Here is a 23623-nt window from a genome sequence, read left to right as displayed (position 1 = left end):
ACAGTTCAATGGAAGCGGACATCATATTACGTAAGGTGGATAAGGCGCCCACAGAGGACGCCCAGACGGAAGCTTCGGTTTCCCCGCAAAATAAGAAATTATCTAGCGTATCTGTTGTATTCCCCGCCTATAACGAAGAAACGAATATAGAAATGACGGTCCTGAAGGCGATAGGAGCGTTTAAGAAGCATTTTGAAAGCGTAGAGATCATCGTCGTCAACGACGGCAGCTCCGACGGCACGCGGGATATCTTGGAACGCCTGCGTCAGGAGCATGAGGAAGTGCGTCCCATTCACCATGTGCAGAACAAGGGATATGGCGGCGCAGTCAGGACCGGTCTGAAGTCGGGGCGAGGGGATTTTATTTTCTTCTCGGATTCCGATGGCCAGTTCGACCTGGAGGAAGTCGACCTGCTGCTGCGGCACATCAACGATTACGACATCGTGGTGGGTTACCGGGCGCAGCGCGCCGATCCCTGGCATCGCAAGCTGAACGCTTACTGTTGGGGAACTCTGGTGCGCTATCTGTTCGGTATTCGGGTGCGGGATATTGATTGCGCCTTCAAGATTTTCCGGCGCGATTTTATCCAGAGCATTCGGATTGAGGCGGAAGGCGCCATGATCAACACCGAGATTCTGGCTCAGGCGGGCATGATGCACTGTACGATCAAGCAAGTGCCCGTGAGTCACTACCCCAGGTTGTCAGGCTCCGCCACCGGCGCCAATCCGTTAGTCATCTTCAAGGCGTTTGTGGAGCTGTTCAATCTCTACGGCAAATTGAAGGCCACCGGCTATAAAGAGCTGCAAACCAAAGCATAGAGTGAAGTCGTAAGCATATGTTATTTGCACGTTTTGTTGAGCAGGCGCAACGGTTTCCCGAAAAGGAAGCCGTTGTCTGGCGCGAGACTTCCTACAGTTATCGCGAAATGATCAGCGCCGCCGTCGGATACGCCCGCGAACTGCGGGCGGCCGGCGTCGGTCCCGGCGAGGCGGTGGTGGCGCTGGTTCCCAACTCCATTTACTTCGTGGCGACCTCGCTGGCGGTCTGGGCCAACGGCGGCGTACTGTTACCGTTAAACGTGGCGTACACGCAGGAGGAAACTGCGTTGTACCTCGACAACGCCCGAGTGCGCTTCGCCTTTGTCGTTCCTGACGCGGAAGCGAAGCTGCCCGCTGAGATGGCCCGTTGCGTGATTGGCTTGGATGACGGGTTGCCAGTGACGGATGAGGCCGCCCCGGAAGTCCGTTATCCAGGAGCGGCGGACGCCGTCATTATGTTCTCGTCAGGCTCCACCGGCGCGCCCAAGCAGGTAGTGCGCACGCAGGCGCAGGTGCTGGCGGAAGTGGAGGGCTCCGCCGCGACGCTGAGCATCACCCATGAAGACGTCATCGCCTGCAGCGTGCCGCTGTTTCACGCTCATGGCTTTGGCAACTGTTTCCTGGCGGCGTTGATGAATGGCGGAACCTTGTTGATTCATCACGGCGAGTTCAATGCGCGAAAAATGATGCGGCTGGTGTCGGAACATCAGGCGACCTTGCTGCCTTCTGTGCCGTTTATGTGCAAAATGATGGCGATGACGCCATTCAAGCAGGCGCCGGATTTGAGCCGATTGCGTTTGGCGTATACGGCTGGAGCGCCGTTGGAGGCAGACATATTCACCGGCTTCCGTGAGGCCTTCGGTATTTCTCTGGGACAGTTGTACGGCTCTACGGAAACCGGCGCCGCGGCGGTGAATGCGCATGTTTCGGCCGCTAACTTTCGCTCCGTTGGCAAGCCGGTGTCCGGCTCCGTTATCCGTTTGATTGACGATGAGGGAGAGCCTGTGGCCGCAGGCCAGGAAGGCGAAGTGGTGATCGACTCTCCAGCCATGACCCATGAGTACCGGGGGCTGCCGGAATTAAGTGCGGAAACCTTCCGCAAAGACGGTTACCATACGGGAGACCTTGGCCGCCTGGACGAGGAAGGCAATCTGATCATCGTTGGGCGTAAAAAGCTGATGATCAATGTGGCCGGTCATAAAGTCGATCCCGCGGATGTCGAGGAAGTGATTCGGCGTATTCCCGGCGTGCTGGAAGTGGTGGCGTTGGGCAAACCCGACGGCATGTACGGCGAAATGGTCAAGGTGGCGGTAAAGGCCGGCGCCGGCGTTACCAGGGAGATGGTGGCGGCCTGTTGCGCGGAGCATTTGGCGTCTTATAAAACGCCGAAAATTATCGAATTCGTAGACGAAATTCCAAAGAGTCCTCTGGGCAAAGTGCTCAGAAAATATCTTTAATCCGCAAAGTTAAGTACAGGGTGGAGAGCATGTTAGATTGTTTTAAAGCAAAGGGATATATTGCTGGCGGCATCATTACCAACAAGCGCGATGAGAGTCTTGATATCGCCGCGATGCCGCCGATTTTGCGGACGCTTCTGGTCACTGACGGCACGGTGACCAAAACCTTGGAAGCTTATTATTGGGAGCCGTTGATGGTCGAGCAACTCGGCCAGCACGAGCAGGCGTTGGAAGAAGACGTGGAGGAGATGTCCTGCCAGAAAGGCGATACCGTGCTGCGGCGTAATGTCTGCATTCGCGGTGTGGAAAGCGGCGATATCTACGCGTACGCCACCTCTATTATCAAGACGCAGGACCTGCCTGAGCAAATCAGCGAACAGTTATTGCAGGGTAAAATCGGCATTGGCGAGCTGCTGCGGGAAATGGGGCTGGAAACCTATCGTCAGGTCGCGGACATCTACCGCGAAATCAAGCAGGAAGTGGTTCCGGGCAGCTCCAGCTACTACTGTGGCGAGTTGATCTGCCGCACTTACTACATCTACGTGGGTCACAACCCGGTGATCCAGGTGACGGAGAAATTCCCCTACCGCTTATATATCAAGAAGGGCTGACGCTTCGCCGCGCAGTCCGCAGAAAGGGTTACGGAAACAAAGGCTTAAACGGAAGTGAACATGGAGAAAATAATATGAGCCAATCGGATACGCTAGAACGCTTGAAGTCAGTCGTAGGCGGCGTCACCCGCGTCGATTATGAAGGAGTGGGTCTCGATGACCCCCTGAATCTGGATTCCATTCAGCGCATTTCACTGATTGTGGCGTTGGAGGGAGAGTTCGATATCGAGATTGACAGTGAAAGTCTGGAGCCGGAAACGTTCGATACCTTCGGCGCCATGGCGACGTATGTGGCGGGGTGCGTAGCGGAATCCGCCAGCGTCTGAGCAACGGATAGCAAAAGGACTTATGCAAAAGATGGGACTTTTCAGCCTGATCAAGGCGGACGTCAAATTCAAGCAGCAATGGTTTCTCAGCCAGAAAAGCTGGTTCACCCGTAACGTGCGGGTCTTTCTGGAGCCGGGAACCATCGCCGTCATCGTTTATCGTTACGGGAGCTGGGCGCGCACCGTCAAGCCCGCTCTGTTGCGTATTCCTCTGTATATTCCCTACGCCCTCGGCAAGGTTCTGGTGGTGCTGGGGTTTGGCATCTACGTTCCCTCGAAGGCCAAGATCGGCCCGGGGTTCGTCATCCACAACTTTTCCAACATCTTCATCAGCGAAGGCGAAATTGGCAGCAACTGCATCGTGTTCCAGGGGGTGACCACCGGCCACCTGCGTGAACAACCGGTTCCGCCGAAGCTTGGCGACAATGTTTTTCTCGGCGCCGGCGCCAAGGTGTTGGGCAGTGTGAAGATCGGCGATAACGTGGTGGTCGGCGCCAATTCGGTGGTGATCTCCGACGTGCCGGACAACTGCACGGTGATGGGGAACCCCGCCCGCATTATCTCCCGGGAAACCAACTGGATGGCGGAGAAGCGGGAAGGCAAAAAGGTGGTTAATTACTGAAGACGGATCATGATAACGAACATTAAACAGGATGTGAGGCGCAAGGCGGAGCTGCTCTACGGCGACGCCTCCACCGCCAATTGTCTGCGCGTATTGCCGCACAGAGGGACGCTCGCGGCGGTGGTGTATCGCTTCGGGAGACAGGCGGGCGCCATCAAGTTCAAACCCTTGTCGTTGCTGCTGAAAGTAGCGTACTTCGTGTTGTTTTATCTGGTGCAAATGTTCACCGGCATCAGCGTCCAGAGCTATGCGAGGATCGGCAAGGGCATGGTGGTGTGCAACTTCTCCGGCATCTTTGTGCTGGCGGAGGAGATCGGCGAGAACTTCACCGTGTATGAAGGCGTCACCGTCGGCAATATTCGCGGCAAACCGCGTCTGGCGATCATCGGCGACAACGTGACTCTGGAGCCCGGATGCAAGGTGCTGGGCGACGTTACTATCGGCGATAACGTAGTGGTGCGCGCCAACAGTCTGGTGATCACGGACGTGCCCGCCAACTCGATCGCCATTGGCAACCCCGCGCGCATCGTTCCCATGAAGACTGAGGAAAAAGTGGAAGAGCCCAAGGAGAGGATGGCGCAACATGGCTAAACCATTCAACGTCGACTTTATCGGCATCGGTTCAGGAAAATGCGGGTCCACCTGGTTTTTCGAAAATCTGGTGCAACACCCGGAAATATTCGACGGCAACCCGAAAGAAATTAACTATTTCAGTGACCTGTACGATCAGCATGAATTCGCCTGGTATGAGTCGCAGTTCAAAGGCAGCGACGACCGCCTGTTGAAGGGAGAGTTCTCGGTGACGTACATGTATCGACCGGGAACGGCGGAGCGCATACGTCGCCATTTTCCGGAGGCCAAGATCATTGCGATTGTGCGCGACCCGGTGCAGCGAACGTTTTCCGATTATCTGCACGCTATCCGCAAAGGCGATATCGCCGGCAGCACCTCTTTTGCGGAGTTTATCCGCAATGAAGAGCACCTGAAGTTCGGTTGTTACACCCAGTATCTGGAGCCTTTTTTTGCGAGCTTTCCCAAGGAGCAGATCAAAATTATTGTGTTGGAGGACTTCAACAAGGATTACGCCAGAGGCTTTCGCGAAGTCTACGAATTCCTCGGCTGCCAGGATGTGGACTTCCTGCCCGAAGGCGTGGAGCAGCGCAGAAATCAGGCGCGTTCCTACCGTTTTCTGTTTCTGGAAAACATCATGGTGCGCACCTATCGAATGCTGGCCAAATCCGGCTACACCCGTCTGACGGAAGTTATCAAGCGCTCCGGCGTGCCTGAGCTGCTGCGGCGCTTGAATGTGAGTTCCAAACCGCTGCCGAAAATCGACCCGGACAGCCGGGAAGCGCTCAGCAGCTACTACTCCGGCGAGAAGAAATTCGTCGCCGAATTGACCGGCAGTAATCTGTCGGCCTGGCAGTAAGAACTCTTGTTTGCATCTTCGCCCGTAAGGGCTTTCAAGGGGCGCGGCGGCGCCCCTTTTTTGTCGCGCTGGAAGAAGCATTAACCTCAACTCGTTCCAGTCAGTGCTTTGAGATGGCGCTGATCACGCCTTGTGACGCCCTGTGCAGACACCCTGTCAGAGCGCGTTTTCCACTTTGTTCACCTTCCTCGAACAGTGTTGTATTGATCGATCCAGAGGGCTCGGATGACGCCATTTTAATCAAATTCTTTTTTACACTTTTACATTTGCAACAATAAGTTAGTGGTCTAAGCTGAAGTTATGTAAAAACTAGGATCAGTGTGCCCGTTGTAAGGATACCGGCCGTTAGATATCGCTTAGCGACGCGGCCGTCGGCGCTTAAAACGAGGTATTAGATTGCTTTCATGGCTTTCCTTTTCCAAAGGCAAAAAAGGGCTGGTCGGCATTGAAGTAAGGCCGGACGGAATGGCTATCGCCGTCTCTGAGCCGACTGGCGGACAATCCCATATTCGCGCCATTGAATATCTGGACGCGCGCGCCGCCCAGCGGGCTGGCGCGCTCAAAGCCTTCGTGAGCGAGCGTAAGCTGGAAAAAATGGCCTGCAATCTGGTGCTGCCGCCGGAAATGTACGCACTGCAACAGATCGAGCGTCCCGCCGTGGAGGAAAGCGAGCTGCGTGAAGCCGTGCGATGGAAGGTGAAGGATCTGCTCGACTACGCCATCGACGACGCCATTGTGGATGTATTCGAATATCCCAGTGACGCCCTGCGCGGCAGGCCTGCACAGATCAATGTAGTCACCGCCCGTAAATCCCTGCTGAAAGAACTCATCCGCGTCATAAACGACAGCGGGTTGCGATTGTCCTCCATCGACATCACCGAACTGGCCCTGCGCAATCTGGCGCAGCCTTTCGAAGAAGACGGCAAGTCCCTCGGGCTGATGATGATGCGGGAAAACACCGGTCTCATGCTGTTAATTAAAAACGGTTCTGTCTACCTGTCCCGTCGTCTGGATGCGGACATGGAAGCGCTGGCCGATCCTGAGCGTAAATCCTGGGTAGGACAGCAACTGGCGTTGGAGGTGCAGCGCTCTTTCGACTATTTCGAAAGTCAGATGGGGCAGGCGCCGCCTCGCAAATTAATGGCGGGCTCCGTGGTGAACGAGGCGGAACTGTTGTCGCAATTGGATGAAGCGCTGGGCCTGACCGTTCATACACTGCAGGAAGATAAGGTTGGACTGCCGGACGATCAGCTCGCGTCGGCCATTCACTGGGTGGCCTGCGGCGGCGCTATGCGCAAAGCCGCTGGGGGAAGGAAAGGCGTCTGATGCAGCAGGTCAACTTATACGTAGAAGAGTTTCGTCCCCGGCGAGATCCACTTTCCATTCGCGTAATGGTTGTCGCGGTGTTGGCCATATCAGTGCTATGCGGTTGTTATACCGGTTATCTGATATGGCGTAGCGCTGACGTGAAGGTGAGTCAGGCGGCCGCGGAATCCCGGAAACAGGCGTTGGGAGCGGAAATTGACAGCATGCGTAAACAACTGGAAGCCCGCGCCCGCGACACCCGTCTGCAATCGGACAATGAACGCCTGCGTCTGCAAATGCAGAATACCGAGGCGTTGTTGGCAGCGTTGGAATCCGGTCTGAAAGCGGACGGCGGCGCCATGTCCTACAGCGAATTGCTGATCGCCCTGGCTCGGCACCGCCAGGAGCCGTTGTGGCTGCAGCGCATCCGTATTCAGCAAGGGGGCGAACGCCTCATATTCAGCGGCGCTACTATTCAGCCCGACTTACTCCCCGCCTATTTACAAGCACTGGGCGAAGAGCCGGCGTTACGCGGCCGCGCCTTCAATATGCTGACGCTGAAGCCGGAGCAGGAAAGCGCCAGCGCCCGATTATTCGAGGTTGACACCTATGTGGAAACGCCTGAGCAGGAAGGGAAGGCCGCCCGTCCTGTGGCGGGCGGCCGGGCGCTTAACCAGCCGGTGGCGAACGCGGGAGGCAAACAGCCATGATCAAGCAATGGGTCGCCCGCGTTAACCGCTTTAGTTTACGGGAGAGAGCCATTCTGTTGGCGACGGTGATTGTGGCGGTAGTGATGCTATACGCCCAGTTAGCCTGGGAGCCGCTGTGGCGGAGCAATCATACTGCGGAGCAGGCGATTGCTGCTGCGAACCTGGAATTAGTGGACCTCGGCGCCCAGGCGGAAGTGTTGCGCAAACAATTGGCGCAGGACCCGGATGCCGCGTTGCGCAGGGAAAATGAGCGCTTGCGTAATCAGCTTGGCGTACGTCAGGAGCGGCTGAAGCAAAGCCTCTCGCGTCTGGTGGCCCCGGAAGAAATGCCCGAATTGCTGATGGAATTATTGCGCAAGCATTCCGGCCTGCAAGTAGTGGCGGTGGCCAAACTCCCCCCGCGCAAAATTCAGCACGGCGAAGGTGAGGCGGCCGCCGTGCTGTTCAGTCATCGAGTGAAAGTGGTGCTCACCGGGGGGTACTTCGACACGCTGCAATATATTCAGAAAATAGAGCGCAACGAGTCCCGTTTACGCATTGTCGACATGGACTACAAAGTGGACGCCTATCCCAGGGCGGAGGTGACGCTGGAATTTGAGACTCTGGGGCTGGATGAGAGGTGGCTGGGTGTTTGAAGTTACCAAATGGTCGCTGGGCCTGTTGTTGCTGAGCGCTGCGATGTCGGTCCGCGCAGAGAGTTTCCGGCTGCCGGATGGCGAAGTCCTGGCGGACCCGACACGTCCCATGAGCTGGCGCGCGGATGGCGTGTCAGTCAGCGGGGCGCCCAGTCGCCCGGCGGTCAGCGTTGACTCCATCCTGTATTCCTCCTCCCGCAAAGTGGCGACGATTAACGGCGCCGCCCTGGCGGAAGGACAGCAAACCGGCGCTGTGCGTGTGGTGAAAATCGAGGCGCGCAGGGTGTTATTGGACTGGCGCGGTCAGCGCTGGTACGAAAGTGTGCAAGGCGCATCCCAGGATGCGCTGATTATTCGGAGATAAGTATGAGAAGTCTTTGGCGGACCTTGTTGTCAGTTTGGGTCGGCTTCGGCCTGGCGGCGTGCGCCAGTCAGCCTGCTGCGCCCAAGAAGGATGAGCCCGAGCCGCCGCCCACCAGTGCGCAGGCGATTGGCCAGGCGATGCAGGAAGCTGAAGAGACGATGGCGCAGGCGCAACAGCCCGCGCCGCCGCCTGATGTCGTGCAGGCGTTACTGCCGACCATGCCCGCGACAGAGACGATGCAGGCGGCGGAACGCTTTGACATTACCGTCAATAACGCGCCGGCCAGAGACTTTTTCATGGGGCTGGTGAAAGGCTCCGGCTACAACATGGTGGTGCACCCGGGCGTAGAGGGGGCGATTTCACTGGACTTGAAAAACGTCACCCTGGACGAGGTGATGGAGATCGCGCAACAGTTGTATGGTTTTGAATATCAGCGTAAAGGCAACCTGTTCAAAGTGCTGCCCGGCGGCGTGCAAACCCGCATTTTTCAGATCAATTATCTGAACGTCAAACGCAAGGGCGCGTCGGACATCATGGTCAGCTCGGGACAACTGTCCAATTCCACAGGGTCCTCTTCCAGCGGCTCCAGCAACAACAATAGTAACAATAACAGCAATAATTCAGGCGGCGCCGTCAATGCGGTGTTGTCGCGCATCACCACTGAAACTGACTCGGATTTCTGGAGCGCCTTACAGGAGACGCTGATCACGATCATTGGTTCTGAAGAAGGTCGCAAGGTGGTGACGAATGGCGGCGCAGGCATCGTGGTGGTGCGGGCGACGCCCAGTGAATTGACGGCGGTGGAGGAGTATCTCAACAAAGCCCAGCTGATCATGCAACGGCAAGTGATTCTGGAAGTGAAAATTCTGGAAGTGGTGCTGAACAAAGGCTTTGAACAGGGGGTCAACTGGTCTTACTTTGATGAGTTCACTTCCAAAGTGGACGCCTCTGGCGATCCGACCAAAAGCCTGACCTTGGGACAGACTTCCCGCAACGTCACTAATCCGGGGCTCGAAGGGGTCTTCAGCGCAGCGCTGCGCATCAATGACTTCACCACGCTACTGCAGTTGCTGGGCGAGCAGGGCACAGTGCAGGTGCTGTCCAGCCCCCGCATCTCCACCATCAATAACCAGAAAGCTGTGATCAAGGTAGGGGATGACGAATTCTTCGTCACGGGTATCGAGACCAATGACGCCACCACCTCCGGCGGAACCAGCAATCTGATTTCGGAAGTAGAAATCACCCCGTTTTTCTCCGGCATCGCTCTGGACGTGACCCCGCAGATTGGCGACAACGGCGACGTTACTTTGCATGTTCATCCTACCGTCAGCGATGTGCAGGATCAGACCAAGACCATCTCCCTGGGCTCCAATGACCTGGTGTTGCCGCTGGCGTTCAGTTCCGTACGGGAGACCGACAGTGTGATCAAAGCGCGTAATGGTCAGGTGGTGGTGATTGGCGGATTGATCCGTAATCTCACGGAAAAGTCGCAGGCGAAAGTGCCGCTGCTGGGAGATATCCCGCTGCTGGGACAGGCGTTCAGACAAAAACGGGACACGGAACTCAAGAGCGAACTGGTGATTCTGATCCGGCCGATCATCGCCGACAGCGAGAGCTACCGTCAGGATCTGCGCGGCAGCCGCCAGCGCATGGACAAACTGCAGCACCGGGCGAGCGAGCAATTCTGACCGGCGAAAGGAGGGCGTATGTACGAAACACATTTCGGATTGCGCGAGGCGCCGTTTTCCCTCACGCCCAATACGCATTTTTATCTGGACGCGTCTACGCACCGTAACGCCTTTGAAACGGTGCGCGCCGCGCTGGAGAGCATGGAAGGCTTTATCAAAGTGGTCGGCGAGGTCGGCACGGGGAAAACCCTGTTGTGCCGTCGCCTGCTGAATTTTCTGGATGGCGACTACGTGTCCGCCTACATCCCCAATCCGCGATTGTCGCCACAGGATCTGTATCTGGCGTTGGCGGACGAACTGCAGGTGGATTTGGGGGAGCTTAATGGCGGTCGTCACCAGTTGTTAAAGCTGATTAACGAAAAACTGATCGCCCACAACGCGGAAGGCCGACGAGTGGTGCTGGTGATCGATGAAGCTCAGGCGATGCCCGAGCAGACCATTGAAGCGTTGCGTCTGCTGACCAATCTGGAAACGGAGTCGCGAAAACTGTTACAGGTAGTGCTGTTCGGGCAGCCGGAGCTTGATGTCATGTTGGCGCAACCGCAGCTGCGACAATTGAAGCAGCGCATCACCTTTCAGGAATACATTCGTCCGCTGGACAGGTATTCGGTGGAGCAATACATACGGCATCGCCTGATCGCCGCCGGCTACAACGGCGACGGCCTGTTCCGCGCCGACGCCGCCAAGTTGATATTTCGCGCCAGCGGCGGCGTACCGCGACTGGTGAACGTGCTGGCCCATAAAGCCATGCTCGCCGCCTATGGCGATGGTGATCGAACCGTCGCCCCCGGCCATGTGCGGCGGGCGGTAAAGGATACGGAAAGCGCCCGTCCGCTCAGGTTCGCCTGGTTGGGAGGTTGGGCGTGAGTCTGCTGAATGATGTCCTTCGAGATTTAGACAAACGGGAGTCTGCGCAACGCACGCCTGTGCCCCACGGATTGCAGAAAGCGCCGCCGGCTTCCTCCCGCCGTTGGCGGGGCGCGTTTGTATTGGTTCTAGTCACGGCTGCAACCGCTGGTGGTTTCTGGTGGGTGAGGCTGCAGCCGTCAGCGCCGACGCCGGTAGTTTCGCAAGTGGCGATGGTCAATACGCTGACAGCGGATAATGCTGCGCTAGTGGAGCTGGACAATCAGGAGGGCGCTGTATCAGAAGTGACGGAATTGCATGCGCCGGTCGTCGCGGAGGTTGCCCCGCCGATTCGGTACACCTCGCCGCAACCTGCTCCCCAGCCCGTGGTTGCGCCGCCGCAATACGCCCAGGAACCGGCGCGGCAAACTCGCCCCAGACAAGAGCCTGTCGTCACTGCCGCCGATGACCCGCTACAGCCCGTACTGACGATGGAATCTCCCCCTGCCGCCGGGCATGAAACGCCAACCGCCAGTGCGATGGGGCGCTTTAGCCTGAATGATGGAGCGGAGCCCGTGGAGCAAGCCAAGGCGGCGATGAATGCTCCGGATGCTCTGGAGACGCCGGCGCAGCTGGCGGCCGCACCGGAACAGGCGCTGGAGATGACGCCGATGCGCGCTATTGATTTGACTGCGGCGGCGGTGGAAGAGCCCGATCTTTCCCAAACCGAGATGAATATTGCGCCTTCGCAAACGCCGGAAGCCAAAGCCGCGAGATCGCTACAGCAGGCGCGGCGAGAGTATCGCCAAGGGGATGTGCAGGCGGCGCAGCAGCGTTTGCGGGATGTGCTTGAGTCGATGCCGGAACATGAAGCCAGCCGTTTTCAGTTGGCGACCTGGCTGATTGGCGGCGGCGATTATACCCAGGCGCTACAAGTGATGCAGAGCGTTGACGCCTACAGCAGCGTGGACTTCAAAGTGATGAAAGCGCGCACTCTGGCGGCCACTGGCGCGGTTACGCAGGCCATCGCTCTGTTAGAGAATGAGGCGCCGAAAGTAGAAACGGCGCCGGATTATCACAGCCTGCTGGCGGGGCTATACCAACAGGCGCGCCGTTACGAAGAGGCCATCGCTTCCTATGCGGCTTTGATCGAAGCGCACCCCCATAAAGGCGACTGGTGGGCGGGTCTGGGCATCGCCCTGGATCAGACCGGACGCAGCCAATCGGCGTTGCAAGCCTACCGTCAGGCGGTGGGCGATCCCGAGTTACAGACGACTCTGGCGCAGTACGCCAGCCGCCGCATCCAGCAGTTGGAGCCGGGCGGCGGGGGCGGCTGACACCGCAAGCGCAGCGGAGAGATAGAGAGTAATTATGGTCGAACCGAAGAAGAAAATACGCTTGGGCGATTTGCTGGTGCAAAACGGCGTCATCACGGAAGAGCAACTGATGACGGCGTTGAGTGAGCAGAAAAAAGCTGGCCGTAAGCTTGGCCGCACCCTGATTGACCTGGGATATATGGATGAGGACAGCCTGCTGCGTTTCCTGTCGCAGCAGATGGGCATTCCTTTTGTGCAACTGCGCCATTACCAGTTCAACCAGGAACTGATCAAACGCCTGCCGGAAACCGCGGCGCGCCGCTTCCGCGCGATTGTGCTGTCCGAAGAGAAAGGCGAGTTGCTGGTGGGCATGTCGGACCCCATGGATATCTTTGGCTACGACGAGCTGGTGCGAGTGCTGAAACAACCCATTCGCCAAGCGGTTGTGCGGGAAAGCGAGCTGCTGGACACGCTGGATCTGGTATATCGGCGCACGGAGGAAATCGCCAGCATCGCCGGCGAACTGGAAGACGAGCTGGGCGAAGACGCCTTTGACCTGGCGGAGCTGGCGGCGGCAGGCGATGACACCGAAGCGCCGGTGGTGCGCCTGCTGCAATCCATCTTTGAAGACGCCGTGGTGGCGCGGGCCTCGGATATCCATATCGAACCGGACGAAAACGTGGTGCGCCTGCGGCAACGCATCGACGGCGTGCTGCATGAGCAGGTGATGAAGGAAAGGCGCGTCAACGCCGCGCTGGTGCTGCGTCTGAAGCTGATGTCCGGCCTCAACATTTCTGAAAAGCGTCTGCCCCAGGACGGCCGCTTTAATGTGCGTGTCAAAGGCCGCTCTATCGATGTGCGTCTGTCCACCATGCCGGTGCAATACGGTGAGTCGGTCGTGATGCGTTTGCTGGATCAGACCGAAGGCATGTTGAATCTGGAAGCCACCGGGATGCCGAAAAAGCTGCTGGACCGGCTGCGCGTTCTGATCAAACGGCCCCATGGCATTCTGCTGGTGACCGGACCTACCGGTAGCGGTAAAACCACCACCTTATACGGCGCCCTGACGGAACTGAATCGGCCGGAAGTCAAAATCATCACCGCGGAAGACCCGGTGGAATATCGTTTGCCGCGGGTGACCCAGGTGCAGGTGAATCCGAAAATCGGGCTCGATTTCGCGTCGGTGCTGCGCGCCGCATTACGGCAAGACCCGGATGTGGTGCTGGTGGGAGAGATGCGGGATCAGGAAACCGCTGAAATCGGCCTGCGCGCCGCGATGACCGGTCACTTCGTGTTATCCACGCTGCACACCAACGACTCCATCTCCAGCGCCATGCGTCTGATCGATATGGGCGCCGAACCCTACCTGGTAGCCAGCGCCCTGACTGCCGTAGTGGCGCAGCGGCTGGTGAAACGAATCTGTGATAACTGTAAGCAGCCTTATCACGCCAGCGAGCAGGAAAAAATCTGGTTGCACGCTATGACCCAAGAGTCCCTGCCGACGCATTTTTATCATGGCGCGGGTTGTTATCAATGCGGCAACTCTGGCTATCGCGGCCGTATCGGCGTCTATGAGCTGCTGGAAATGAGCGACTCACTGCTGGATGCGTTGCGCAAGGACGATCAGAGCGCCTTTACGCACGCCGCCAGACGTTCGCAGCATTATCGACCTTTGGCGCTGAGCGCGTTGGATTATGCCCGCGAAGGCGTCACTACCTTGGATGAAGTGTTCCGCATCTCGGCGTCTCTGGGCGATCTGCCGCACTCGCCGAGCCATCTGGAGTTCAGCTGATCGTGGCGAATTTTGCATTCAAAGGGCGGGACAGCAAAGGCGCGCTGATTGAAGGCGTGCAGGAGGCGGTTAACCGGGAAGCGCTGGCCAATGAACTGCTGCGCAAAGGCGTGACGCCCACCAGCATTGAGGAGCAGGAAGCGCAAACTGATGTGCTGTTATGGCTGAAAAAGCTGCCCGTCTTCCGTAAAAAAGTGACGCTGGACGAACTGGTGATTCTCTGCCGGCAGATGCACGCCCTTAGCCGCGCCGGCATTCCCATTATTCGCGCGATCCGCGGACTGGCGGAGTCTACGCGCTCGGAAACCCTGGCGGAAGTGCTGGATGATGTCGCGCGGCGACTGGAAGGCGGGGTGAATCTGGCCACCGCCATGCGCGCCCATCCCCGCACCTTCAACGAGTTGTTCGTCTCCATGATTCTGGTGGGGGAAAACACCGGCCAACTGGAGGAGTCATTCCGGCAGTTGGGGGAGAACATCGAGCTGGAGCGGGATACCCGTAAGCGGGTGGCGCAGGCGGTGCGTTATCCCATCATGGTGGTGGTGGCGATCACGATTGCATTGCTGGTGGTCAACTTCTTCGTGATTCCCGCCTTCGCAGGCGTGTTCGCCAAGTTCGGCGCGGATTTGCCGTTGCCGACCAAGATTTTGGTGGCGACGTCCAATTTTCTGATTAATTACGGCTGGTTCGTGGCGGCGGGGTTGGCGGCCGCGATTTATGGCTTTATCCGTTGGAAAAAAACACCCCGGGGAGCCTATCGCTGGGACCGCTTCAAATTACGCATCCCCATCGTCGGTCCTTTGTTCGAACTGGTGGCGTTGTCCCGCTTTTCCCGCAACTTTTCCATGATGCTGGCGGCGGGACTGCCGGTGACCTCTGCTCTGACCCTGGTGGCGGAAGCGGTGGACAACAAGTATGTCGGCTCCGCTATTGCGGATATGCGCAACGGGATTGAGCGCGGCGACACCCTGGTGCGCACGGCCCGCGCTTCCGGCATGTTCTCTCCACTGGTGATGCAGATGCTGGCGGTGGGAGAGGAAACCGGCTCCGTGGACAGCTTGTTGGTGGAAGTCGCGAATTTCTATGACGAGGAAATCGAGTACTCCTTAAAACGGCTGGCGGAGTCCATCGAACCCATCCTGCTGGTGGTGATGGGAGTCATGGTGCTGATCCTGGCGCTGGGCGTGTTCCTGCCCATGTGGAGTCTGGGTCAGGCGGCGCTGGGCAAATAGTCATGGCCGCGCGGTGGCTGAGCCAGTTTCTGCGAGTGGAGATCTGGTTGATTGGCGCGCTGATCGCGGTGCTTGTCGCGGTGTTTCTGCGTTCCGTGGATACCCTGGTGGATAACGCCGGCGAGGTGCGCGCGCAGCAACTGAAATCAGTTTTCCTCACCAGTCTGCGCCTGGCGCATACCGCATGGCTGGCGGATGGGGGACGTTCCGAGCTGGTTGAGTTGGGGACGTTGGCGGCGGGCGCGGATATCAGTTCTGACGCTCTGCAGGCTCAGGGGGGCGGCATGCTGCGTATGAATGCGCAGGGATGGCCGGTCGACTGGAGCGCTATTGGTGCGGCGGCGTCAGCGACGATGACGGATGAGAGCTGCCGGCGGCTGTATTCCGCCTTGCTTTTACGGCGTGGCGGTGACGCTGCGCTGCAGGAAAAGGTTGATGCTTTGGCTGTGGGATCGGTCTGCGCCTATCAGATAGGCATTCAGGGGAAGGATTTTTTTTCACTGCTGTATAACGCCGAAAGCGGCGAAGTGAGGTTGTCTGTACAACGCAAAAGCGCTGATAGCGATTGAAATATTTAACTATTTTACAAACACAAGAATAACTTGGCGTCTATACTTGATTAAAAGCTTATATGTTCTCGTGGAGGGACAACTATGCAAAGGCAGATAAAGACTCAGCAGGCGGGTTTTACGTTGATCGAGCTGGTCATGGTTATCGTTATTCTGGGAATACTGGCGGCGTTTGCGTTGCCGAAGTTCGCGGATTTGTCTTCACAAGCTGAAGCGGCGACGCGTTCAGGCATTGAAGGATCAGTTCGTTCGGCTTCGGCCATTGCGCACGCGGCTTGTCTGGCGACCACCGCTTGTGATGAATCTGCGGCCACCAGCACGGTGTCTTTGGAAGGAACGACGGTTGATCTGGTGTTTGGTTACCCCGCTGGCACAGCCGCTGGCATTGAGGCTGCGTCGCAAATTGATGGCGGTAACGTTACGGTTGCTCATGCGGGCGGAACAACGACGGTTACTGTCGCCACCAGTTGCACCGTGACTTATGCGCAAGCCGCCTCTGCAGGTGCGGCGCCGACAATCGGCGGCACAACCACTTGCCCTTGATCGTTACTCTAAGCTGAGTCAGGTCCGTGTGTGAAGGTACTCCGACGGCGATGGGGAGGCAAAGCCCTCAATAGAGGATTCACCATGATCGAGATGATCATGGTGATGATTTTGCTCGGGATTCTATCCATCACGGCCATCAGTCTTTTCGCCACGCGGGACGCCTATTCGGCCCGTGTGGTCGCCGATCAAATCCTTTCTCAGGCGCGCCTGGCGGAGCAAGTCGCCATCGGTCGCCGCGCCGCAGCCACCACCACTCTGACTCTGTCGTTGTCCGGCGCGGACTTTTCCGGCGTGGTGGCGCAGGGCGGTTATGTGTCCCAGCGTGCGGTAGACGCGTCCGGCGTCAGCATCAATTGGAGCCAGAGCGCGACCACTTCCTGCGCCGGCGGCGTCTTGCCCGCCACCATTACCTTTAATCAGGACGGCGACGTGATCAATCCGGTTTCCGGCGGAACCACCAACACGCTTATCTGCGTCAGCGGCGACACGGTTTACCCTATTTGCATCACCACCCTGGGATACGCCTATGAAGGCTTTTGCGAATCCTGAGCGACAGCGCGGCGTCACCCTGGTGGAGCTGGTGATCACTATAATTGTGATTGGCGTCGCCTTAGTGGCGATTGTCACCGCCATGAGCGGCAGCATCGGCCGCAGCAGCGATGTGCTGTTGCGCAATCGCACTATTCAGCTGGCGCAGGCCTATCTGGATGAAATTATGGGCAAACGCTATGACGAGGCGACCCCTTCCGGCGGCGTTCCGGCAGTGACCAGCTGCAATATCTCAACGGAAGAGGGCAGTCGGGACGAGTATGACGATGTGGACGATTACGACGGCATCGCCAATGAAGCGCCGCGCTCGCAGACTGACGCGGACTTTAACAATTATCCCGGCTATCTGGTGAGCGTGTCGGTGTCCTGCGCGGGCGCGGATATTGGCTTGTCTGCGTCCAACGCCAAGCTGGTGAGGGTGACGATCACGCCGCCTTCCGGTCCGGCGATGACTTTTTCCGCCTATCGGGCCAATTTTTGAGGCGCAGTATGAAGACAGGACGCTCCCGCGGGTTTACATTAATTGAATTGGTGATGGTCATCGTCATCGTCAGCGTACTGGCGGTGGGCGTGACCCGTTTTATCACCGCGACCGTGGGAGGTTATGTGGACACGGCGGAACGGCAGCAGATGGCGACGGCGGGGTTGATCGCTGCGGAAAAAATGTCCCGCGCGATTCGCTCCGCGCTCCCTAATTCGGTGCGGGTCGCCAGCGGATGCATCGAGTTTATTCCCGTTCTCGCCGGCACGGATTATGTCAACGCCCCCATCTCCACCGCCGGCGCGAGCATTGACGCCGTGGGCGCCCGTCTCGATAACGCCGTGTTTGGACGGGCGGCGATTTACCCCATTGATCAGAGCGAGCTGTATAACCCGCAAAGTCCGGGGCCTAACTCTTTATCCGATGCGCTGGCGCAACTGCCCACCGGCGCCGATGACGTCACTGTCACTTTGTCGGCGAATCATCAGTTCCCTACCGACTCTCCCGCACGCAGGATGTATCTGGTGGGCGCGCCGATGGCGTTTTGTCAGTCCGGTACGGCGATCTATCGCTATGTGAATTATGGCTTCAACGCTACTCCGGACCTGCCTCCTTCCGGCGGTGGCGTAGTGCGGGAAATGTTGATCAACCTGGTGGCGGCGGGCACAACGGATTTCAACTACACGCCAGCGTCTCTGGTGCGCAATGCCGTGGTGCAGATGAGCTTTCGGGTATCCGATGGGGGAGAAAGTTTCGACATTCAGCAGGAGGTGAATATCCGCAATGTGCCCTGACCGTCGCCTCATTCATCCGATACGTCGCCAGCGGCAGGCGGGCCTGGGATTGCCCGCGGCGTTATTCGTCATCGTGATTCTGGGGTTATTGGTGGTGGCGATTACGGAACTGGAGCGCTCTACGGCGGAAGGCGTTTCGATGGACATACTTTCCACACGGGCGTTTTATGCGGCGGAAACCGGCGCACAGGCGGCGTTGGGAAGACTGTTTCCCCCCAGCGGGGCGGATAACGATTGCTCGGTGGGGTTCCCGGTTTTGAATTTCACCGCAGATGGTCTGGCGGGATGTTCCGCATCGGTGGTGTGCCTGACGGACTCGGTGGGAGGGGATGACTACTTCACTCTGCGCAGCACGGGAAGCTGCGGCGGCGGCGATGAAACGGCGTCGCGCACCATTGAAGTGAGGGCGCACTGATGCGTCGGCCAGGCCGGATTCTGCTGACGCTGGCGGCGCTGGCCTGTTTATGCAGCCTCAGCGCGAAGGCGCTTGCGGCTTATGTGGTGGAGACAGTGTCCGGCACAGCCTTCGACTCAACTTCGTCGACAGTCACCTGGAACCGGGACAGCTCACTGACTGGCTATCCGCGCGACGACGATTTCCAACTGGTCAATATCGGCTTCACGTTTTATCTGGGGCAAACCGGCTATACCCAGGTTCGCATTCTCTCCAACGGCGCGCTGCATTTTGGCGCTGATCAAGGTTTTTACAAAGACTACACCAATGAAGCGCTGCCGATAGAAGGGGCCTGTACAGGGAATTGCCCAGGCTACGAAGAGCCTGCCGATAGAGCCATCCTGGGGTACTGGGATGATCTGGAGCCCTCACTGGGAGGCAGCGTGACCTACGGTACGTCCGGGACCGCGCCCAACCGGCGATTTATTGCGTCCTGGAATGGCGTTCCCCGTTACAACGGCTCTGGCACCAGCTATTCCCTCCAGATCGTGCTCTATGAGAACGGCAATGTGTTGTTTCGCTATGGCGCCGGCAACACTAATGGCGCCAGCGCCACCATCGGTATTGAGGTGGATAATTCCGACTACACTCAGTATTCCTTTGACACCGTCTCCGTCAACGACGCCACTGATCTGTTGTGGCGACGGGAGTTTCCGGCCTTGTCCGCCGCTGCGGCCAGTTGCACGACGCCTACTCAGGTCACTGTGGACTTCGCCGCCCCAGTCTCGCCGGCGCGGGCGGTAGACGCCTCTAATTACAGCCTGGACAACGGCGCCTCTGTTTTGAGCGCGTCCCTGGTGGACTCGGATACGGTGTTGCTCACCACGAGTTCGCTGAACACGGGCGTCACCTACACGCTGCAAACCACCTATCCCACGCAAAGCGTTACGTTCAGTCTGGATGATTCCACTACTGGTGAGTTTAGCGATGACTTCAGTTCCGGCGGTTACAGCGGAGGCTCAGGAAGCTGGAGCGGCAGTTGGCAGGAAGTGGATGACAACGGAAATGCCGGCTCAGGCTACGTGCAGGTAACCGGAGGCTCGGTGCGTTTCAATGCCTATTTCACCTCTGGGCTCCCTGGCCTGTACCGGGAGGTCAACCTTTCTGCATACACTTCTGCGACCTTGACCTATAACTACTCTACTTCAGGTAATCTCGAAGGCTCGGATCGCTTTGATGTGGCGGTGTCGGCCAATGGCGGCTCCAGCTACACGGTAGTGGAGTCCTACAGTAATGATGTAAGCGGAACAGCAACGATCGATCTGACGCCCTATCTTTCCGCCAATACCCGCGTCCGTTTTCGTATCAATAGTAGTTACAATAACTTTAACGAGTTTATGTATATCGATAACGTTAATATCGCCGCCAGCGGCGCGCCCAGCGCCTGCGGGTTTTCCGCCATCGCCATCTGGCGCATGGAGGATGAGGTCTGGAACGGCTCCGCCGGGGAAGTCAGTGACGCCAGCGGCAACAACCTGAGCGGCCGCGCCTTTAGCGGCGCGCAGACATTGGATGCGTCGCCGGCGATCGCCGGGGACCCTGGAACCTGCGCCTATGCGGAGTTTGACGGCAGCTCGCAGTATATCGAGATCGCCGATAATAACCTGCTGGACATCAGCACTAACCTGACGGTAAGCGCCTGGGTCTACCCCAGACAAATACCGTCTTCGGGGCTGAAAACCATCCTCTCCAAGGACGAAAACTATGAATTCCATATTGATAGTTCTGGTGAAATCTTCTGGTGGTGGAACGACAATGGAGGTACGACGCGTTCGATTACAACTAGCGGCGTTAATATGGCTGTTAATACTTGGCGTCATGTCGTCATCACCTATGAGAGCGGGGCGCAAAGAGTCTATGTGGATGGCGTGGTGCGCGGCTCCGCCTCCTACACGGGGACGTTATTGACCAACTCCGATCCACTGCAGATCGGACAGGACCAGGGGTATGCCGGACGCTATTTCAATGGCCGCATCGATGAAGTCCAAGTTTATAACAAGACGCTGTCCGCGACGGACGTTGGCGATCTTTATGTGGAAACGCATCCTTGCGCAGGCAGCGGCGCCTGTCTGGGGTCATTCCCGGACGCTATTTCCAGCCATTCCGGCGGAATCGTCAGCTTTGGGTATAACTCCCAGGTTATCGATAGCCCTGACAACATTCTGGATGTCGGAACTGTGACAGTCAACGGCGGCTCTTCTGTGCCGAGCTGCACCTCCACCACCTGCGTCGCTTCTGGTGACTCGGTGGATACGCTGAATCCGGGAACCTTTCCCGACACGAGCGTGTATGTGACGGATTTAAGTGTGAGCGGCGCGGGAACTCTGGGCGGCTCCACTAATCAGTATCGTACTGTTTCCGTGAGCGACGCTTCGGTCATGAACGTGTCCAGCGCTTATTCCGAGTACTTTATCAATCAATTGAGCATCGGCTATCAGGGCAAGGTTAACCTGCAGCCGGGCGACTATTGGGTTAATCAGCTTACGTTGGGGAGTGAAGTGGAAATCAATGTGGCGGGATCGGGGACGGCGCGCCTCTTCGTCAATCAGTCCTTGTCAATTGGTTACCAGGACTACCTGAACGCCGCTGGAGGTAGTCCTTCCAACGCCAGCCGATTGTTGCTGTACGCCTACGGCAATGTGACATTCAGCTCCGCCGTGACATTTTCCGGCGTGCTTTATAGCGCTGGCGATGTGAGTCTGGGTTATCAGAACAAGATCTACGGCGCGATCACGGCGGAGGATGTGAGCAGCAACAGCGATGTAGACGTCACCTACAATTCAGGTAGTGTGTCCGCGCTGGATTATGGCGCGCTGTGCAGCGTTGGCGCCTTGAACCGTTTTATCATCACCACCGGCTCCACCGCCAGCACCTGTCTGCCGCATACGGTGCGCATCGAAGCCCAGGATTCCAGCGGCGCTACCTTATCGACCTACGCCGGCACGGTGGCGCTGAGCACCTCTCGCTCTCGCGGGGTATGGGCGGTGCAGACCGGCGCGGGAACCTTGTCGCCTGACCCCGACAGCAGCGACGATGGCTCCGCCGCCTACACATTCTCCGTAGCGGACGCCGGCGTGGCGCAATTGACCCTGAGCAACAACCTGGCTGAATCGTTGAGCCTGACGGCGACGGATGCGGACGCTTCCATCAGCGGCGCAGGCGGCCCGATTCAGTTCCTCGACAATATTCTGTATATCGAGGAGAACGACAGTCTCGATTACGACCTGATTGCGGGACGTCGCCATAATTTCAAAGTTTCCCTGATCGCCAAGGACCCCGGCGGCGCCGGTAGTTGCGGTCTGGTGGAGGAATATAATGGCGGCGTTAACCTGAAGGCCTGGCTGACGCGCAGTAGCGCGGACCCGGCGGGCGTGGCGCCGCAGATTGTGGGCAATGCCACCGCGACGCTTCCTGACAGTCAGCCTGCCAGCGCCAATCTCAACCTCAGCTTCACCAGTGGCGAAGCGACTTTTGCATGGGATACGTCAGATGTGGGCGTCTATGTGTTGAATCTGCGGGATGACAGCAGCGGGCTGATTCTGGACGAGTCGGATAATCCATTGACCATCGCCAGCGACAACGCCTCTGCGCCCTGGATTGTCAGGCCGTTCGTCATTCGGGTCGATGCGGTAGGTAATCCCGCCGCAGCTGGGCCCGGCGGTGGGGGCTATCGTAAAGCTGGCGCGGACTTTACGCTGAATGTGGGCGGCGTGCTGTATCAGGCGGTGGACGACCTGGACGGCGATGGGCAGGCGGATGCCAGCGCGGATCTGTCCGGCAATGGTTTGGCTCCTGCGTTTGGCAATGAAGGGGAAACGGTGCAGCTATCCGTATCGAGCATAGCGCCGGCGACCAATGGCGCATTATCTGGAGATTTAAGTCTGCCGGGAGGCTCGACCTTATTCAGCGGCGGACAGGCCAGCGGCGCTTACCAATTCAGTGAGGTGGGCGTCATTAATCTGAGCGCAGTCATCGACGACAGTAACTATCTGGGCGCCGGCTCCGCCAGAACCGCGAAAATCAGTGGCGCCAGCGGCGATATCGGACGTTTTTACCCTGCCTATCTGGCGGTGTCCGCTAACACGCCTACATTCACGCCGCCCTGGGCCTGCGCGTTTACGTATCAGGATCAGAGTTTCCCTTATGACGTGAGTCCGGTGCTGACCCTGGTTGGTAAAAACGTAGCGGGCGCAACAACGCTGAACTACGACGCAGCCTACTTTAAATTCAACAACACGCTGCAAAGCAACCGGAGCTACAGCGACGCCAGTGGGCGCAGTTCAACACTCAGCTTCGATAGCAGCGGCGCCTCATTGTCATTGAATACCGGCGCGGCGTATGACGGCTCCGGCGCTTTGTCTTTGTCTGGTGACGAGTTTACCTACCAGAAAACCAACTCTCCGCCCTTGGCGGATGACGATCCCTTCGCCGCCAATGTGAACCTTACTTTCGCAGCAGCGGACCTGCAGGACAGCGATGGCGCCTGTTACAAAACCAGTGACGCGGACGCCTGTCTGGACTTCACCATCACCGGTATTGCCGGAACGGAAATCCGTTATGGTCGTTTGCGCATGGAAAACGCCTATGGGCCTGAAACGTCCAGTCTGGAGCTGCCCATGTATATCGAACACTGGAATGGCGCCCGCTTCGCCGAGAACACTTCAGACAGTTGCACGGGCTACAGCAGTAATCCGGCGACGCTGGCGATGAGCAGTTACAGCGGCAACCTCAACGCAGGTGAAACCCGTGCGGAAGTTGCGGGCAATCCCGGCGCCGGCGGCTCTTTCACTTCTGCGGTATATCCAGACGGACAGGAGGTATACCTGACCGGACCCGGTATCGGCAACGAGGGGACGGTAGGTCTGCGCTACAACACAGACATTTGGCTACGCTTCGACTGGGACGGCGACAGCAGCCTCGACAACCCCGCCGCCACCGCTACCTTCGGGCAATATCGTGGCCACGACCGCATCATCTACTGGCGTGAAGTGACCCAGTAAAGAAAAAACCGTCCCAACCCGTTCTTATTCTCCACCGTTCGTCCTGAGCCTGTCGAAGGACCTCCCAGAGCGCCAGCCC

Annotated in this window: 23 protein-coding genes; all 23 read left to right on the top strand. The window is 58.0% G+C overall.

Going from position 1 to position 23623, the window contains the following annotated elements; all coding sequences use genetic code 11:
* Positions 1-8 precede the first annotated feature (8 nt).
* Positions 9-818, top strand: coding sequence for a glycosyltransferase family 2 protein (locus AC2IBB_RS30585; protein WP_486330439.1), 810 nt, complete (start codon positions 9-11; stop codon positions 816-818).
* 17 nt (positions 819-835) lie between these two features.
* On the top strand, positions 836-2275 hold the full coding sequence (locus AC2IBB_RS30580) for a class I adenylate-forming enzyme family protein (RefSeq protein WP_486330438.1): 1440 nt from the start codon (positions 836-838) through the stop codon (positions 2273-2275).
* Between the two features lie 29 nt (positions 2276-2304).
* Complete coding sequence (locus tag AC2IBB_RS30575) at positions 2305-2886, top strand: chorismate--pyruvate lyase family protein (RefSeq protein ID WP_486330436.1); 582 nt, start codon at positions 2305-2307, stop codon at positions 2884-2886.
* A 74-nt stretch (positions 2887-2960) separates the two neighbouring features.
* Complete coding sequence (locus AC2IBB_RS30570) at positions 2961-3212, top strand: acyl carrier protein (protein WP_486330435.1); 252 nt, start codon at positions 2961-2963, stop codon at positions 3210-3212.
* A 22-nt stretch (positions 3213-3234) separates the two neighbouring features.
* A complete protein-coding gene (locus tag AC2IBB_RS30565; protein ID WP_486330434.1) occupies positions 3235-3834 on the top strand; it encodes a serine O-acetyltransferase in 600 nt (199 codons plus the stop codon).
* Positions 3835-3843: 9 nt separating this feature from the next.
* Complete coding sequence (locus tag AC2IBB_RS30560) at positions 3844-4425, top strand: serine acetyltransferase (RefSeq protein WP_486330433.1); 582 nt, start codon at positions 3844-3846, stop codon at positions 4423-4425.
* Positions 4418-5263 (top strand): sulfotransferase family protein, encoded by an 846-nt coding sequence (locus AC2IBB_RS30555; RefSeq protein ID WP_486330432.1) that lies wholly within the window; start codon positions 4418-4420, stop codon positions 5261-5263. The genes AC2IBB_RS30560 and AC2IBB_RS30555 overlap by 8 nt, the downstream gene beginning before the upstream one ends.
* A 396-nt stretch (positions 5264-5659) precedes the next feature.
* Entirely contained in the window at positions 5660-6589 is a 930-nt protein-coding gene (locus AC2IBB_RS30550; protein WP_486330431.1) for a hypothetical protein, read from the top strand.
* Positions 6589-7278, top strand: a complete 690-nt coding sequence (locus tag AC2IBB_RS30545) for a hypothetical protein (protein WP_486330430.1) — start codon at positions 6589-6591, stop codon at positions 7276-7278. The genes AC2IBB_RS30550 and AC2IBB_RS30545 overlap by 1 nt, the downstream gene beginning before the upstream one ends.
* On the top strand, positions 7275-7913 hold the full coding sequence (locus tag AC2IBB_RS30540) for a hypothetical protein (protein WP_486330429.1): 639 nt from the start codon (positions 7275-7277) through the stop codon (positions 7911-7913). The genes AC2IBB_RS30545 and AC2IBB_RS30540 overlap by 4 nt, the downstream gene beginning before the upstream one ends.
* On the top strand, positions 7906-8277 hold the full coding sequence (locus tag AC2IBB_RS30535; protein ID WP_486330428.1) for a general secretion pathway protein GspB: 372 nt from the start codon (positions 7906-7908) through the stop codon (positions 8275-8277). The genes AC2IBB_RS30540 and AC2IBB_RS30535 overlap by 8 nt, the downstream gene beginning before the upstream one ends.
* Before the next feature lie 2 nt (positions 8278-8279).
* Positions 8280-9965 (top strand): pilus (MSHA type) biogenesis protein MshL, encoded by a 1686-nt coding sequence (mshL, locus tag AC2IBB_RS30530; RefSeq protein ID WP_486330427.1) that lies wholly within the window; start codon positions 8280-8282, stop codon positions 9963-9965.
* An 18-nt stretch (positions 9966-9983) separates the two neighbouring features.
* The gene (locus AC2IBB_RS30525) at positions 9984-10832 is read left to right on the top strand and encodes an ExeA family protein (protein ID WP_486330426.1); all 849 of its coding nucleotides are present in this window, start codon (positions 9984-9986) and stop codon (positions 10830-10832) included.
* On the top strand, positions 10829-12148 hold the full coding sequence (locus AC2IBB_RS30520) for a tetratricopeptide repeat protein (RefSeq protein WP_486330425.1): 1320 nt from the start codon (positions 10829-10831) through the stop codon (positions 12146-12148). The genes AC2IBB_RS30525 and AC2IBB_RS30520 overlap by 4 nt, the downstream gene beginning before the upstream one ends.
* Before the next feature lie 34 nt (positions 12149-12182).
* The gene (locus AC2IBB_RS30515; RefSeq protein WP_486330424.1) at positions 12183-13919 is read left to right on the top strand and encodes a GspE/PulE family protein; all 1737 of its coding nucleotides are present in this window, start codon (positions 12183-12185) and stop codon (positions 13917-13919) included.
* A gap of 2 nt (positions 13920-13921) precedes the next feature.
* Complete coding sequence (locus tag AC2IBB_RS30510; protein ID WP_486330423.1) at positions 13922-15151, top strand: type II secretion system F family protein; 1230 nt, start codon at positions 13922-13924, stop codon at positions 15149-15151.
* A 2-nt stretch (positions 15152-15153) separates the two neighbouring features.
* On the top strand, positions 15154-15720 hold the full coding sequence (locus AC2IBB_RS30505) for a hypothetical protein (RefSeq protein ID WP_486330422.1): 567 nt from the start codon (positions 15154-15156) through the stop codon (positions 15718-15720).
* 84 nt (positions 15721-15804) lie between these two features.
* Positions 15805-16263, top strand: a complete 459-nt coding sequence (locus AC2IBB_RS30500; protein WP_486330421.1) for a prepilin-type N-terminal cleavage/methylation domain-containing protein — start codon at positions 15805-15807, stop codon at positions 16261-16263.
* An 84-nt stretch (positions 16264-16347) separates the two neighbouring features.
* On the top strand, positions 16348-16815 hold the full coding sequence (locus AC2IBB_RS30495; RefSeq protein WP_486330420.1) for a pilus assembly FimT family protein: 468 nt from the start codon (positions 16348-16350) through the stop codon (positions 16813-16815).
* Positions 16793-17296, top strand: a complete 504-nt coding sequence (locus tag AC2IBB_RS30490; RefSeq protein ID WP_486330419.1) for a type IV pilus modification PilV family protein — start codon at positions 16793-16795, stop codon at positions 17294-17296. The genes AC2IBB_RS30495 and AC2IBB_RS30490 overlap by 23 nt, the downstream gene beginning before the upstream one ends.
* A gap of 8 nt (positions 17297-17304) precedes the next feature.
* Positions 17305-18090, top strand: coding sequence for a PulJ/GspJ family protein (locus AC2IBB_RS30485; protein ID WP_486330418.1), 786 nt, complete (start codon positions 17305-17307; stop codon positions 18088-18090).
* Positions 18080-18505 (top strand): hypothetical protein, encoded by a 426-nt coding sequence (locus AC2IBB_RS30480; RefSeq protein WP_486330417.1) that lies wholly within the window; start codon positions 18080-18082, stop codon positions 18503-18505. Before AC2IBB_RS30485 ends, AC2IBB_RS30480 begins: the two co-directional genes overlap by 11 nt.
* Positions 18505-23544, top strand: a complete 5040-nt coding sequence (locus AC2IBB_RS30475) for a DUF6701 domain-containing protein (RefSeq protein ID WP_486330416.1) — start codon at positions 18505-18507, stop codon at positions 23542-23544. Before AC2IBB_RS30480 ends, AC2IBB_RS30475 begins: the two co-directional genes overlap by 1 nt.
* Positions 23545-23623: the final 79 nt, after the last annotated feature.

It is taken from the genome of Hahella sp. NS-SX17, from assembly GCF_057367735.1.
Note: the sequence above shows the minus strand (reverse complement) of the source record. Positions and strands in the feature narration are given on the sequence as shown.